The organism is Paenibacillus sp. JT22N15 (assembly GCF_059383755.1).
Map to the genome: position 1 here is coordinate 378,299 of NZ_JBXENV010000003.1, position 15,120 is coordinate 393,418.

Below are 15,120 nucleotides of genomic sequence, written 5' to 3' on the forward strand. Positions count from 1 at the left end.
TTCGTTTATACTTGTCGTAAAGAGCAAAAAGATAACCATGAGAAAGGGAGCAATATATAATGAACACGGTCCTTATTGTAGATGATGATTCAGAAATTCGAGATATCATACATGTTTATCTCCGCAATGAAGGGTATTTTGTTCTTGAAGCGGAAAACGGCTTAGAAGCGCTACATGTCATCCAAACAAACTTAGTCCAGTTGGTCATTTTGGATGTTATGATGCCTAAACTAGATGGCATTCACACTTGTCTCAAAATAAGGGAGTCTTATGACGTTCCCATCATTATGCTTTCGGCTAAGCAGGAAGATATTGATAAGATTACAGGGCTTACAACAGGGGCAGACGATTATATGATTAAGCCTTTTAACCCCTTGGAATTACTTGCAAGGGTCAAGGCGCAATTTCGGCGAAGTTCAATGAAAAATAAAGAAGAAATCCAAGCTGTCACTCACCTCAAGGATCTCGTCATTGATAAAGTCAAACATTCCGTATTGTTAAGAGGAAAAGAACTTTCGTTAACTCCGTTGGAGTTTGGCATTCTAGAATTGCTCGCAAGTTACCCTGGACAAGTATTCAGCTCGGAAAAAATTTACGAAAGTGTGTGGAAAGAACCGTATGGTTATTCAGATAATACTGTGATGGTCCATATTCGCAACTTGCGGGAGAAAATAGAAATAGTTCCAAGAGCACCTCAATATATTAAGACGGTATGGGGAGTTGGCTATAAAATTGACAAATAAAGTACATAAAAGAAAAAGTAAAATTCAGATCAATATTTTATTGAATTCCGTTTTTAGTTTTTTTATTTCCATTATCCTAACATCGGTTCTGCAGTACTGTGCTTATCTTGCTAGTGTAGCTGTAAGCGAAATATTAGCATACCTTACTGTTCCAATGTTTACAGGAATTTTCGTTTCTACTTTTTTTATTTTGACACGGCGAATTGTCTCAGATCTTATTACATTGGAGAAAGGGCTTCAAATTATTTCGGAAGGAGATTTAGATTACCGGGTACCTGTCGTTCGAAAAGATGAGCTCGGAAGGGTTGCGCTAAATATCAATTTAATGGCTGAACGTTTACAACAGCAGATCGCTAAAGAGAGGGAGGTTGAAAGATCTAAAATGGAATTAATCTCCGGCATTTCTCATGATTTGCGAACGCCTCTTACTAGTATTATTGGCTATATTGAATTGTTACGAAACGATTTATTTCAATCAAAAGATGAATATCGGCGATTTATTCAAAATACGTTTAATAAAGCCATTCATTTAAAGAGCATGCTCGACGATTTGTTTGAATACACTAGGCTTACTTCGAGTGAAACGCGTTTGGATCTTAAAAGAATTAATGTGTGTAAACTTCTGGAACAATTGCTTTTTGAGTTTGAACCGATCGCTCAAGAAAATGGAATAACGGTTGCAAAAAAAATCGGGAATCCTCCTATTTTCACTCTTCTTGATAGTGAGAAAATCGCCAGAGCCATTGATAATTTGCTTATGAATGCCCTTAAATACTCTTTAAAACCTGGAACTGTTAGCATTAACATAGAATCAGACGCTTCAAACGCTTTTATCGCGATAGAAAATAAAGGGAATCCACTTACACCAGAACAAGAAAACAATTTGTTTGAACGTTTTTATAAAGTTGACGAAGCTCGTAGTACAGAAGGTATTCAGACTGGAGCTGGATTAGGTCTTTCCATTGCCAGAAACATTATTGAATTGCATGGGGGAACCTTAAAACTCAATCATAAAGATGGCAACTTCAAGTTTATCTTAGGACTGCCTATAAATAATTATTCCGATAATGAACAATAAGATTTCTGAATAATTACCTCCCGACTAGAATGATAATGTTCTATGTCCCGTAAGACTCATTGTTCAAAATAGCCTAAATCTAGGAGTCAATAACAGGTAAACCTCACTTTCGAGTAAAGTGGGGCTGTTTAACGTTTTCTGAATAAACATCGCATCAATTCATCTGATGCCATGGAATCTTTACTGGGGTAATACTTTGAGGAATTACGTATGTAAAGGTCAATGCTCACGTATATGCGTTTAATGATGGTTCTGCAGCATTACATGAGCATCTAGGCTTCGTTCATGAGGGAATCCAAGGCTTACCGCTATTTTTATTATTAGGAAAGTCAATATTAGGTAGTTTCATTTTACAAGCCGCCAACTAGCGGCTTTTTTTGTTAGGGAAAGTATGTTGAATTTGCGTTTAGCTGACTTCTTATTTCTTTCGAAAAATATAAACAAATGATGGAGGGAAATTCCAGCGAACAAACTCACTTTTTTCGAGGATCAGTTGCTTGGCAAATTTCTTTTTCATTCGACGAGAGCAATGATAGGCAACTAAATATCCGCCTGGCCTGAGTGCTTTAATAATCTGATGTAGTATATTTTCCTTGATTCCATTTGAAAAATTAGAAAATGGTAATCCAGAAATAATACAGTCAAGCTGATGAACGCTTTCTTGATTCATTTTTTTATTAAATAGGATGCATTAGAATGGAACATGGAGCCCGGGTATTTTACTTTTAGGTTCTCCCTCATTTTTTTGTCTCTTTCAAACAAAAACAACTTTGCGGAATCAGTTAGATGTGTATTAATGTGCGTTGTTATGGCACCAGTGCCTGATCCAAGCTCTGCGATTGCCTTAACTTCATTCCAAGGTATGGACTGTACAGTTTTAGCTGCAAGAAATCTTGAACTGGGAAAAATACCTCCTACTCGCTTTGGATTTTTAAGAAATCCTTGAGTGAAGTGCACTCCTTAGAATAGACCTTGGAATAAACCCTTGGTTTATCCGATTAAATTCTAAGGGGTGCACTTTTATGTAAGCAAAAAAAGGACAGAAGTTAAACATTTTCCTAAGTTACTGAAACAGAATGCCATTCTGGTGCTATCGAAAACCGTAGAACATTTAGGCGTACAAGATAAAGGTCAAATTAAGATTTGGATGAGGAAATGTAGTGAAGGCGGTCACGAAGCATTTGAAGACAAGCGAGGAGAAACTCATTAGCTGATTACTGGGCTACGTTCTTTCGGGATTCTGTAATATACATAAAGTCGGAATCATGCTAGTCAAGTCGGAATTTTAGCATTGTTTTCATAGGTTGGAGTAAGCTATAATCAAAAATTAAAATAAGCGCAAGGGGGCTAATTATGAGACCGTCTCATCGACAATGGCAGTTTTCCATCTATAAGCGGTTAATCATAGCCTTTATCATTGCCACCATTCCAATTTATATTTTGGCAGGCATCTTGTATAGCTGGGCGACGGGCATGCTTAGACAGGATATCGTAAATTCGGCTGAAACGCAGTCCGAAAACTACATTAGGGAGCTAAATGGCACGTTTAAGCGGTTTAATTCCCTGCAATACGATATGATGAACGACATGTATTTGGTTCAGCTCGTTAATGCGTATGATATTTTAGAATCGTATCGAAAAATTGAATTGATTAACTTTCTCCGCGCAAAGCTTGTCTCCATTCGGAACAGCAGTGACTTGATCTTTGACGTCCGGTTGTATTTATCATCGATACATGTGGAAATATCGGCGGTAGACGGGTATGGTGAGCTCAAGAAAAACGCGGTTCCGGCAGAAAAACTGAAAAATCCTTATAATGTGATCTCGTACAAAAACAAGCTGCTTATCGTCGCTTTTCCGCTTGATAGCTCACTCAGCGGGACACCGGAGCTTGTCGTGGAAATCGAATTGCGGGCTACTGAGTTGAAACGGAGTCTAAAGGCTGCAGCAGAACGCGACTTTACGGGAGCAATGGTGCTTGGCCTCAGCAGCAGTTCAGACAGGATCATATCTGTCAAAAAATCAGAGCTTTCTCGATTAATGGAACAGAGTTATGCTTCTAACGTGGATGCGGAGAAACTGACGGAGGGTTCATTTTCCGACAAGGCTGAAGATTATATTTATGTGCGCTCAGTTGACAAGGAAAGCGGCATTTTTTTGGATCATTTTCTGTACAAGCCAACCATGTTTCGATCTGTCATTCCGTATATTCAATGGTTTTGGTTGTTTTTTGCTGCCACCATTATTATGGTAGGGCTCTATCTCTTCTATATTAACCGGGTCATAAACAAACCATTGGTTAAAATCGTGCGCGCGTTCAAACGAGTAGAGGAAGGGAACCTTGATCTGAATATTAGGCATCACAAGGATGATGAGTTTGGTTTTTTGTACGAACGCTTTAATGAAATGCTTGTTAATCTCCAAATATCGATTGATGAAGTGTACAACCAGCAAATCCATCGGAAAAATGCGGAGCTAAAGCAGCTGCAATCGCAAATCAATCCTCATTTTCTCTATAATTGCCTGTTCAGTATTATTCGGTTGATCAAGATGCAAAAAGAGGATGAGGCCGTGCAGTTTACAAATCAGCTCGCGAAATATTTTCAGTTTATTACACGTAATACAAGGGATACGGTCCCTTTAGAGAATGAAGCTGCACATGCTCGAAACTATGTCATGTTACAGCTAGCACGTTTCTCTGACCGGGTGACCATCGATTTTGGAGACATTCCAGAGAGGCTGAAGCCCATATCCGTACCGCGCCTGATCATACAGCCGCTTGTCGAAAATGCATTTGTACACGGACTTGAAAATGTGACAGAGGGCGGTCTGCTGCGGGTTTCTTTTGTTGAGCAGGCTGGTAAAGCAATCATTGTGGTTGAAGACAACGGGGAAGCTAGCGAGGAAGGGCTGGAGAAGCTGCAGGCATTACTATCAGAAGAGCAGGAGGCTGCAGAGGTTACGGGAACATTAAATGTGCATAGAAGATTGAGATACAGCTTTGGGCTCGGAAGTGGTTTGCAGGTAGAAAGAAGTGATCTTGGCGGCCTTAAGGTTAAAATGATTATTGAGTGGGATGGAGAGATGGCGTATGTACCGAATGCTGATCGTAGATGATGAAAAGCTGCTGCTCGATGGCTTATATGAATTGTTTTTGGAGTCTGAAGGGCATCGCCTTGAGCTTTATAAAGCCTCTAGCGCCATTGATGCATTGACTGTGATGTCGCAGCAAAGAATCGATATTTTGATGTCGGACATCAAAATGCCGAAAATGACTGGTTTGGAGCTGGGGGACCGAGTAAAGCAAAGTTGGCCGGAATGCAAGCTGATTTTCCTAACGGGCTTTGACGAATTTGACTATGTGCACCACGCCATAAACAATGGAGCCCAAAATTATATATTGAAATCCGAGGGAGACGAAGCGATCGTAGAGGCAGTTCGCAATACGGTGGCGGAGCTTGATGAGCAAATGGCTGTTGAAACCCTGCTCAAGCAGGCTGTGGAAACGCAGCGACAGCAGGCCGTTCATCATCGCTCCTTGATGCTTTCTGATGTGCTTGATGGACTTCAGCCTTTAGAAGAGCTATCTCAAACAACGATTGATCTGTTCGGAATCAGGCTAATGGCGAATAAGCCGCTTATTATGGTGGCTGCGCGGCTGGATCTGGCGTCGAGTGCCTTGCGGTTTTCTGAGAAAGAGCTGATGTTGACCGCGCTGCATTCAGTCTGTGTTCGTTATTTATCAGGCTACGTAAATATGATGGATGTCGTTTATAATCGGGAATATTATGTATTGTTCCTGCAGGCGCAAGAAAATACGCCCCCTCATCCCGAGGGATTGAGGACATTTTTGCAAGGCTCGCTGGAGACCATTCAAAAAACGGTGGAAAAATCAACCGGGCGTACCTTTTCTTTTGCGTACACAGATAACGCAGTCGATTGCGAAGGAGTGGCAAGGCAATTCACCACTCTGAAAGCGCTGCTCTCCCAATATTACGCGGAGAAGCAGATTATCGTGACGGACAAAAATCTGCCGTATGATGCACAATCGAATGATGAGGAAGTACGCGGTTTCATCGATGTTTTTCACAAGAAAGCAAATGCGCTTGATCTCTATTTAGAAACAGGCAAGAAAGAGGAAGTACAGGCAATCGTTGCTGAGCTGAGCATGTATTCAGGCTGGCCTGCCATTGATGAAATCAGATATATGGAGCTGTATTCTGCAGTCGCGCTGCGTTTTTTGTCGGCTGCCAACAAATACGGCCTGGATCGCGACCCGCTAGCAGGGCCGCATGTCGCCAAGTTGCTTCATGCAGCAGCACTTCCTGTGCGAAGCGACGGCATTATTTTGCTTGAACATATGATTAATGTTTTTGAGAGCTATCATAATGCGCAATCCTCCCGCTTGCGCGGCGATGTGCTCGGAGTGGTTCTTACGTACATCGAGATGCATTTGGATGGCGATCTGTCCATGACGAACTTGGCGGAGCTGGTTTATTTGAATCCGGATTATTTATCTCGTTTATTTAAGCAAGCCAAAGGCATAACGATTAGTGAATACATTGCCGTTCTGAAAATTCAAAGAGCGAAAGAGCTGCTTTCTGAGCCGCAATTGCTTATACAGGACATAGCCAAGTCGCTGGGCTTTACGTCGGCTGGCTATTTCAGCCGCTTCTTCAAGAAGGAAACAGGTCAGACGCCGCAGGAGTTTCGGACAAGCGGGTAAAACAGACATCAAACGGCGCAGACGAATGGTGAAGGGAATTGGTTTATTTGAATAACAGATTAGCCCGTACGGTTCTCGTTCCACTCATTATGTTGATTGGTTTATCGGCTTGTAGCGGAAGCACAGTGACCATGGACAAAAGTGAGGGCCCAAGCGAGAAAGGTCATGAAGCTGCTCCGCTCATAGCTCTGACGACTGGCGTCGGAATAAGCGATGTGATTGCGCCGGAGTTTTCGGAAGCGAAGTGGGAGAACAGTGTTTGGTTGCAAGCGTACCAACAGGAGCTGGGAATTGATGTGAAAGCGGCATGGTATACCAAAGGTGCGGAAGCCGCCAGACAAAAAGTGAGCGTTGCTATAGCTTCAGGCAAAATACCCGATGTGATCGCCGTTAATCAAGAACAGCTGTCTGCTTTATCCCAAACAAGCTTATATACGGATTTAACGGATATATTCGAGCAATACGCATCGCCGCTGACCAAATCGATTATAAGTGCAGATGATTTAAGGGGCTTGGAATCAGCGACCTTTGATGGAAAGCTTGTTGCGATTCCCGGGCTAAACTCAGCCATTGACGGTGCATCTTTCCTATGGATTCGCAAAGATTGGCTGGACCGGCTCGGGTTGCAGGTGCCTAGCACGACAGAGGAGCTCTATGATGTGATTCGTGCTTTTACACTGCGGGACCCGGATGGCAATGGCAAGCAGGACACGGTGGGTCTAGCGCTCAGCAACTCTTTTTTAAATACGGGTTTGGCTGAGGCGATTGGCCTATTTAATGCGTTTGATGCGTATCCTAAAATATGGGTTGAAGGGGAGAAGGGGAAACTTGTTTATGGGAGTGTACAGGCGGAAGTAAAGCCTGCGCTTGCCTTTCTAAACAAGCTGTTCGAAGAAGGGCTGATGGAGACGGATTTTGCCGCAAAGGATTCCGGAAGAGCAGGCGAGCTTGTAGCCAGCGGGAAAGTTGGCGTTATGTTTGGCTCCATGTGGAACGGGATGTATCCGATGCAGTTGACTAAAGACAATGATGCGGATTCCGACTGGCGGGCATATCCGATCGTTTCATTGGATGAGCAGCCTGCCAATCCGCAGGTCAAGCTCAATGTAGAGAACTATTATGTCGTACGCAGCGGCTATGCTCATCCGGAAGCGCTATTGAAATTGATCAATTTCTGGACGGAGCTTAATTACGGTGATACAACCCAAGAAAGATTTGACCATTTCCTTGGACCTTTACCTGCTCCAGGGCATCATTATGCGGTGGCAAAGGTATGGAAAGTAGAGAAAAACCTCCAAGCCCATTTGAAAATTATGGAGGCATTCCAGACAGGAAATCATACCATTTTGAACGCTGAAGAAAAAGGTTATTACGATAATATTCTCAAGTACCAGGCAGGGGATAATTCCAAAGCCCAATATGAGAAAGTATTTGGCAGCACAGGCTCTTACGCGGTCATGAATGATTACAAGCAGCGAAATCTATTTAAGATGGATGAATTTTATGGAGCTTCAACAGATGCCATGAATACTCGACTTCTAACGGTGGATCAGTTGGTAGAAGAATATTACACAAAGGCAATAATGGGAGTAGAGTCCCTCGATGGGTTTCAAGCCTTCATCGCCAAGCTGAACAAAATTGGTTTGGATGACGCAACAAGAGAAGTGAATAAGTGGAAATCTGGTAAGCTATAACATGTGAGTAAGGAAGAAGCTGGAAGCGTTCTCGAGATAAGAGGCTCAGCTTCTTTTTTTTGCGTTCACAGCGATTAGGAAGTCGGTAGAGTGCAAGAAATCTCGGAATTTTGAAATCGTTTTCTTTTTGTGCGAAGTGTAAGATGAACTTGTAAGCATTTCGCGATAAACAGAGGGGGAGCAAGCATGATGAAGAAAAATAGGAATGTGTATTCTACAGCAGCAGTCGTACTTTTAAGTGTATCTCTTCTAGCAGGGTGCACGGGTAATGGCAGCAATACGGCTAATAACGGACAGGCAACAAACGGGGGCAGTAATGGGGCTGCAGTAGACAATACGCCCGTAGATCCGACAGCAAAGTTCGATCCTCCTGTTGAACTTACGGTTGGCGTGATGATTGGTGATCCAATTGCCGACGGTTTTACAGAGGAGAAATGGGAAAACAGCGAGTGGATCAAAGCCTATCGCGATGAGCTTGGCATAGAGATCAAGCCGCTATGGTATACCAAAGGTGCTGATGCCGGTAAACAGAAAATAAGCGTAGCGATTGCTTCTGGCGATATTCCGGATTTGCTGGCCGTAAGCCAAGAGCAGCTGGCAACGCTTTCCAAGACCGATATGTATGAGGATTTAACGAATATTTATGATCAATATGCTACACCGCTTACTAAGGAGATTATTACGGAGGAAGGCAATTCTGCATTGGAATCCGCAACCTTTGGCGGCAAGTTGATTGCAATTCCCGGAACAAACTCGGCCATCGACGGCGCTTCCTTCTTGTGGGCCCGTCAAGACTGGTTGGATAAGCTAGGCTTGCAGGTTCCGAAAACGACAGATGAGCTTTATAAAGTAATGAAAGCGTTTGTTGAGCAGGACCCGGACGGCAATGGCAAGAAGGACACAGTGGGCATGATGCTGAACAGAGATTTCTTGATGCCAGGCGTAGCTGAAGCACTTGGTATCTTCAACGCATTTGATGCTTATCCGAAAGCTTGGGTTCGCGGAGCTGATGGCAAGCTTGTATACGGAAGCGCACAGCCGGAAGTGAAGGACGCACTCGTTTATTTGAACAAGCTGTATAAGGAAGGATTGATTGAAAAGGATTTTGGAGCGAAGGATTCAAGCAAAGCTGCTGAACTTGCCGCTTCTGGCCGTGTTGGCATTAATATTGGGGCGATGTGGAATGGGATGTTCCCACTGCAGCAAACAATCGATAATTTTCCGAGTGCCAACTGGCTTGCACATCCGATTGTTTCCAAGGATGACCAACCTGCTAATCCGCAAATTAAGCTGAACGTGGAAAACTATTTTGTTGTACGCAAAGGGTATGAGCATCCGGAAGCTATTATGAAGCTGTTGAATTTCTGGACGGACTTGAATTACGGCGATACGACACAAGCGGAGTTCGATAAATTTATGGGACCTGAGCCTGCTCCCGGCCACCACTATGCGGTTGCAAAAGCATGGAAAGCGCAGAAGAACTTGCAGGCGCATCTTAAAATTGTTGAAGCGTTCAAAACAGGCGATGCCTCTAAGCTGAATGCAGAAGAAAAAGGCTACTATGATAATATCGAGAAGTTTAAAGCGGGTGACAATGCGAATGCTCAATTTGAAAAGGTGTTTGGCGAGACAGGCTCCTTCAAATCGATGAATGAGTACGTAGAAAACAACTTATTTAAAATGGATGAATTTTACGGCGCTTCTACAGATGCGATGAAAAACCGATTGAAAACCATTGAACAAGCAGTAGTAGAGTACTATACGAAAGTGATTATGGGCTCGGATTCGGTAGACAATTTCGAAAAATTTGTTGAGCAGCTAAATAAGCTGGGGTTGGAAGATGTGACGAAGGAAGTTAACGATTGGGACGCAGCTAAGAAATAAATGAAGGCGGAGGGGCAACTCTAGTCCCTCCTTATTTTTATTCAGATGGATGGAGTGTATGCAATTATGGAAATGAAAGGAATCCGCAAACGCCGGTTTTCCACTGGTGCTTATCATATGATGCTTTTGCCAGCGGTCATCCTTGTGCTTATTTACAGCTATGGACCAATCATGGGTATTGCCATCGCGTTTCAGGATTTTGTTCCTTCTCGCGGCTGGTTTGGTTCAGAGTGGATTGGACTCGAAAATTTCAAATATGTGTTTGGGATGCCTGACACGATGAAGGTAATCGGTAATACTTTACTGATTTCGTTTATGAAAATTATCGTAGGCATTATTTTTCCGCTGACGCTTGCCATATTGTTAAATGAAGTGAAAAATGTCTTATTCAAAAGATCGGTTCAAACGATTGTCTATATGCCTTATTTTCTATCTTGGATTATTTTATCAGGCATCCTCATTGATATTCTTTCGCCGTCAGGTGGCATTATAAATAACTTCCTTCAATTTCTGGGTATGGAGCCTATCTATTTTCTCGGTGAAGGGGGCTGGTTCCGTTTCATTATTGTAGCCTCTCATATATGGAAGGAATTAGGTTTTGATACGATTGTTTATCTTGCTGCTATATTGAGCATCGACAAGTCGTTGTATGAAGCAGCAGCCCTTGACGGGGCAGGTCATATGAAGCAAGCCTGGCATATTACACTGCCGGGCATGAGGCCAATTATCGTGCTGCTAAGCGTGCTTAGTCTCGGAAATGTTTTGAATGCCGGCTTCGATCAGGTATTTAATTTATATAGTCCGCAAGTGTATTCCAGCGGGGACATTCTGGATACTTACGTGTTTCGGATCGGGATGGAGCAAATGCAATATGGCGTAGCGACCGCTGTTGGATTATTTAAATCGGTCGTGTCGCTCATCTTTATATGTGTTTCTTATTTGCTGGCCTACAGAATTGCCAACTATCGCATCTTTTAAAGAAAGGGAGGTACTCTCACGATGATCGAACGGCGCACGCCTTCTAGAGTTTTATTTTTGTACGCGAATTATGCTTTTTTGACGCTATTTTCACTAACTTGCCTCTTCCCTATCCTTCATATGGCGGCGATGTCGCTGAGCAGCAACTCAGCAGTCACGGCTGGTTGGGTGACGATTTGGCCAGTTGGCTTTAACCTCGATTCATACAAATATATATTTGGTAATCATATCTTTCTACAGACGGTGATTGTCTCTTTTGAGCGTTTGTTTCTAGGCGTATCGATTAGCCTCATTCTTACCGTACTGGCTGCTTATCCATTATCTAAGTCAAACTTGAAATTCCGTTCGAGAACGATTTATTCCTGGTATTTTGTTATCACGATGATCTTCAATGGCGGATTAATCCCGACCTTTATGGTTGTCAAAGAGACTGGTCTTATGGATTCCATTTGGGCACTTGTTATTCCTTCAGCAGTAAATGTATTCAATATCGTGCTCATGCTCAATTTCTTCCGTACGCAGCCGATTGAGCTGGAAGAATCTGCTCAAATGGACGGAGCTGGTGTATGGCGGACGCTTTGGAGCATCTATTTGCCGATCTCGAAGCCTTCCTTGGCTACGATCGCATTGTTTACAATCATTTTTCATTGGAATTCTTGGTTTGATGGCATGATTTATATGAATTCACCTTCTAATTACCCGTTGCAAACGTATTTAAGAACGGTCATCGTCGCTAGAGATTTAACGAATATGAATGCAAGCGATCTCTCGTTAATCGCCAATATTTCAAATCGGACGGTGCTTGCAGCACAGCTATTTGTTTCCATGCTGCCAGTCCTTTGCATTTATCCTTTCCTGCAAAAATATTTTGTTAAAGGTCTTGTTCTGGGAAGCGTGAAAGGTTAGCCAATTTTGTAACGATAGAGGTGCGAGATGAAACGGGATGAATTGAAAGCATCATTCCAGAATCCGGGTATCGATTACCGATCGGTACCTTTCTGGGCTTGGAACGATGAGCTGAAGCAGGAGGAATTGGACCGTCAAATTGAGGGGTTTCATGCGCAGGGGATGGGCGGATTTATGATGCACGTCCGAGAGGGACTCGAGACGCCTTATCTCAGTGAAATGTTTATGGATCGTGTAAAAGAGTGCGTCGCCAAAGCGAAGGAGATCGGTCTTAAAGCATGGCTTTATGATGAGGATCGATATTCCTCTGGTATGGGAGGAGGGATGGTTCCACGGCTTGGCGGTGACGCAGTGCGGGCTAAGGCACTGACACTTCATATATGCCGGGATTATCGTCCAGGCGCTAACCTCCGTTTTGTTTACCGAGCCGTCATCAAGGGAAATCATCTTTACTCGCTGGTACAACTATCCATAGATGAACCAAGCGAGTATCTTGAAGCTGCTAACGAGGTTTATCTTGTATTCGAACAACGGATTGCTGCCAAAAATGACTGGTGCCATGGCGATACGTATACAGATTTGATGAATCCCGAAACGACCCGATTGTTTATTGAGGCCAATTATGAGCCTTATCGCCAAGCTGTTGGAAAAGAGTTCGGCAAGACGATTCCTGGTATTTTTACAGATGAGCCCACGGTTAAAGGTTTTTCAGAACGTTTAAATGACCCGGAGCTGACCTGGATGACTTGGAGTGAAGTGATAGAGCAATCGTTTGAACATCGAAGAGGATATCCAATCGGAAGCCTGCTTCCCTATCTTTTTTTTCAGGGAGAGGGCTCGGAGCAGATCAGACATGATTACTGGCTCACGATAACGGAAACGTTCAGCGAATCGTATACGAAGCAAATTGGCGCTTGGTGCAGAGAGCAGGGAATCCAATTCACTGGACATTTCCATTCGGAGAGCAGTCTAATCGGTTCCACTTTGAACAGTGGTGCAGTAATGCCGCATTATAGGTATTTGGACATTCCCGGTGTCGATACCTTATGCGAGCAAACGGATGAGCATCTTACGATGAAACAGGCATCCAGCGTTGCAAATCAACTTGGGAAAAAGAGAGTCATAACCGAAACGTATGGCGTAACGGGTTGGGATCTCACCTTTGAGACACGTAGATGGATTGGCGATTGGCAATTTGCGCTGGGTGTCAATGTACTGACGCATCATCTTTCCTGGTATTCGCTGCGCGGCTGCCGGAAGCGCGATTATCCGCCATCCTTTAATTATCATACGAACTGGTGGGAGCACAACCGCGGCATGGAGGATTATTATGCCAGATTAAGCGCCGTGCTGAGTGAAGGCAAGCTTACTCGTGATCTATTGGTTATTCATCCCTCTACATCGGTGTGGACGAGGCTAGGGTATGACGTGAAGATAACCGATTGGAAAAACAGTGCCGGCAACGAGCAGGAGCTTCAAAAATATGACCGTGATTTCAACCTATTCGTGAATCGGCTTGTCCAGCTTCACCATGATTATGATCTAGGCGATGAACTAATCATGAAGGAATTCGGCAAGGTGCAGGGGGACAGCATCGTTGTGGGCGAGGCCATGTACAGCTATGTTGTGCTGCCTTCACTAACGAATTTATTATCCTCTACCTTGGAGTTGCTGCTTGAGTTTATGAGTCATGGTGGTAAAGTAGCTTCCTACGGTGAGCAGCCTTCGCTAATTGATGGCAAGACATCAGACAAGCTGGCTGCGCTGCTGCTACACGAAAGATTTACGCAAGCAGCCGATTTGAAAGAACTGGAGAGGCTGCTCGATAATGAGACAAAGCGTTCTCTCCGTATTCAAGAGCATCCTGGATCGGAAGCCCCATTCTTTATTCATATGCATCGTTCACTTGAGGGGCAATCGATTGCGTTCATCGTCAATAATGATCGTGAAAGAGGCTCTGAGGTTCAAATTATACTAGAAGGCGGCAGCTACTTGCAGGAGTGGGATGCTTGGACAGGTGAGATTAAAACGATTGAAACCGAAGCGACAGAGCATGGGGTCAGCTTTCGAGCTTCATTTGGTCCTGCTGACTCGAAGCTGTTTGTATTATTTTCGAATAAGCCGGAAGATGAAGCCGGGCAGATAAAGATATTTCCAGCAGGAAAGACAGACCTTCATTTGGAGCCTATAGGCTTCCAGCGCACAGCGCCCAATGCTTTGATATTGGATCAATGCCAGTATCGTTTTGGAGAAGAGGTATGGACAGAGACGATGGAGGTTTGGAAGGCTCAGCGCCTAATTCGGGAACGTCTGGGGATGCGGCAGGTGTTTCATTCCGGTAATTTACAGCGCTATTTCTGGATTCATGAGCCGCATTCGGGGAATGGAACTCCTATTTCGCTACGGTTTACCTTTAACGTAAACGATTTGCCGAGCAGCGATGTGTTTTTTGTGTTTGAGGATGCGGAACGCTTCAGCTTTACTCTTAACGGAAAGGAAGTGCCTGCGAAAGCCGAGGGTTATTATTTGGACGTCAGCATGAAGAAGCTTAAGCTGCCTGCACTGACTGTTGGAATTAACACAATAGACATTCAAATTTCGTATCAAAATGATATGGAGCTTGAGAATGGATACCTCATCGGCGACTTTGCTGTTAATGAGCATCGAGAGCTGATAAATGAACCATTAAAACTAACGTATGGAGATTGGCGCAGCCAAGGCTATCCTTATTATTGCGGAAGCATGAATTACCTCTTCGAGATGGAACATCCGCCGGAGCATAGCACAGGATGCAGGCTCGAGCTTGGCCAGTACCAGGCTGTTTTGCTGGAAGTAAAGGTGAATGAATCCGCAAGCAAAACGGTTCCTTGGCGAAGCGAAGCGTTCATAGAGCTGGATACCATACTGAAGCCAGGCTTAAATGCTATAGCCATTAAAGTCGTGGGCAGTCCTCGCAATTTGTTTGGGCCGCTCCACCTTGCTGATCCTCGGCCTAGCTGGATGGATTGGTGGTCATTTCATCCGGAGGAGGGCGAATATACGCCCGAGTACCAGGGCAAGCCTTATGGACTTATGGAACCGCCAAAATTAAAGTATGGTCTTAAGTAAATA

At 43.8% G+C, this 15,120-nt stretch carries 11 protein-coding genes; 9 read left to right on the forward strand and 2 right to left on the reverse strand.

What is annotated here, in order from left to right:
• The first annotated feature begins 59 nt into the window (after window positions 1-59).
• Entirely contained in the window at window positions 60-743 is a 684-nt protein-coding gene (locus tag AC50X8_RS07780) for a response regulator transcription factor (RefSeq protein WP_056040384.1), read from the forward strand.
• On the forward strand, window positions 733-1,821 hold the full coding sequence (locus AC50X8_RS07785; protein ID WP_155973422.1) for a sensor histidine kinase: 1,089 nt from the start codon (window positions 733-735) through the stop codon (window positions 1,819-1,821). The genes AC50X8_RS07780 and AC50X8_RS07785 overlap by 11 nt, the downstream gene beginning before the upstream one ends.
• A 418-nt stretch (window positions 1,822-2,239) precedes the next feature.
• On the opposite strand, the gene AC50X8_RS07790 is transcribed toward AC50X8_RS07785, so the two are convergent.
• The gene (locus AC50X8_RS07790; protein WP_494879215.1) at window positions 2,240-2,491 is read right to left on the reverse strand and encodes a hypothetical protein; all 252 of its coding nucleotides are present in this window, start codon (window positions 2,489-2,491) and stop codon (window positions 2,240-2,242) included.
• Window positions 2,488-2,778: an rRNA adenine N-6-methyltransferase family protein gene (locus AC50X8_RS07795; protein ID WP_494879216.1), complete on the reverse strand. Its 291-nt coding sequence runs from the start codon at window positions 2,776-2,778 to the stop codon at window positions 2,488-2,490. Before AC50X8_RS07795 ends, AC50X8_RS07790 begins: the two co-directional genes overlap by 4 nt.
• 396 nt (window positions 2,779-3,174) lie before the next feature.
• Between AC50X8_RS07795 and AC50X8_RS07800 the strand changes: the two genes are divergently transcribed.
• The 7 genes from AC50X8_RS07800 (at window position 3,175) to AC50X8_RS07830 (ending at window position 15,117) form a co-directional block, all read left to right on the forward strand.
• Complete coding sequence (locus AC50X8_RS07800; RefSeq protein WP_494879217.1) at window positions 3,175-4,938, forward strand: sensor histidine kinase; 1,764 nt, start codon at window positions 3,175-3,177, stop codon at window positions 4,936-4,938.
• On the forward strand, window positions 4,913-6,547 hold the full coding sequence (locus AC50X8_RS07805; RefSeq protein WP_494879218.1) for a response regulator: 1,635 nt from the start codon (window positions 4,913-4,915) through the stop codon (window positions 6,545-6,547). The genes AC50X8_RS07800 and AC50X8_RS07805 overlap by 26 nt, the downstream gene beginning before the upstream one ends.
• A gap of 131 nt (window positions 6,548-6,678) precedes the next feature.
• Window positions 6,679-8,241: an extracellular solute-binding protein gene (locus AC50X8_RS07810; protein WP_494879219.1), complete on the forward strand. Its 1,563-nt coding sequence runs from the start codon at window positions 6,679-6,681 to the stop codon at window positions 8,239-8,241.
• 186 nt (window positions 8,242-8,427) lie between these two features.
• On the forward strand, window positions 8,428-10,125 hold the full coding sequence (locus tag AC50X8_RS07815) for an extracellular solute-binding protein (RefSeq protein ID WP_056040373.1): 1,698 nt from the start codon (window positions 8,428-8,430) through the stop codon (window positions 10,123-10,125).
• A 72-nt stretch (window positions 10,126-10,197) separates the two neighbouring features.
• Complete coding sequence (locus AC50X8_RS07820) at window positions 10,198-11,103, forward strand: ABC transporter permease (RefSeq protein ID WP_494860724.1); 906 nt, start codon at window positions 10,198-10,200, stop codon at window positions 11,101-11,103.
• 21 nt (window positions 11,104-11,124) lie between these two features.
• Window positions 11,125-12,009 (forward strand): carbohydrate ABC transporter permease, encoded by an 885-nt coding sequence (locus AC50X8_RS07825; protein WP_056040371.1) that lies wholly within the window; start codon window positions 11,125-11,127, stop codon window positions 12,007-12,009.
• A gap of 27 nt (window positions 12,010-12,036) precedes the next feature.
• Window positions 12,037-15,117 (forward strand): glycosyl hydrolase, encoded by a 3,081-nt coding sequence (locus AC50X8_RS07830; RefSeq protein ID WP_494879220.1) that lies wholly within the window; start codon window positions 12,037-12,039, stop codon window positions 15,115-15,117.
• Window positions 15,118-15,120: the final 3 nt, after the last annotated feature.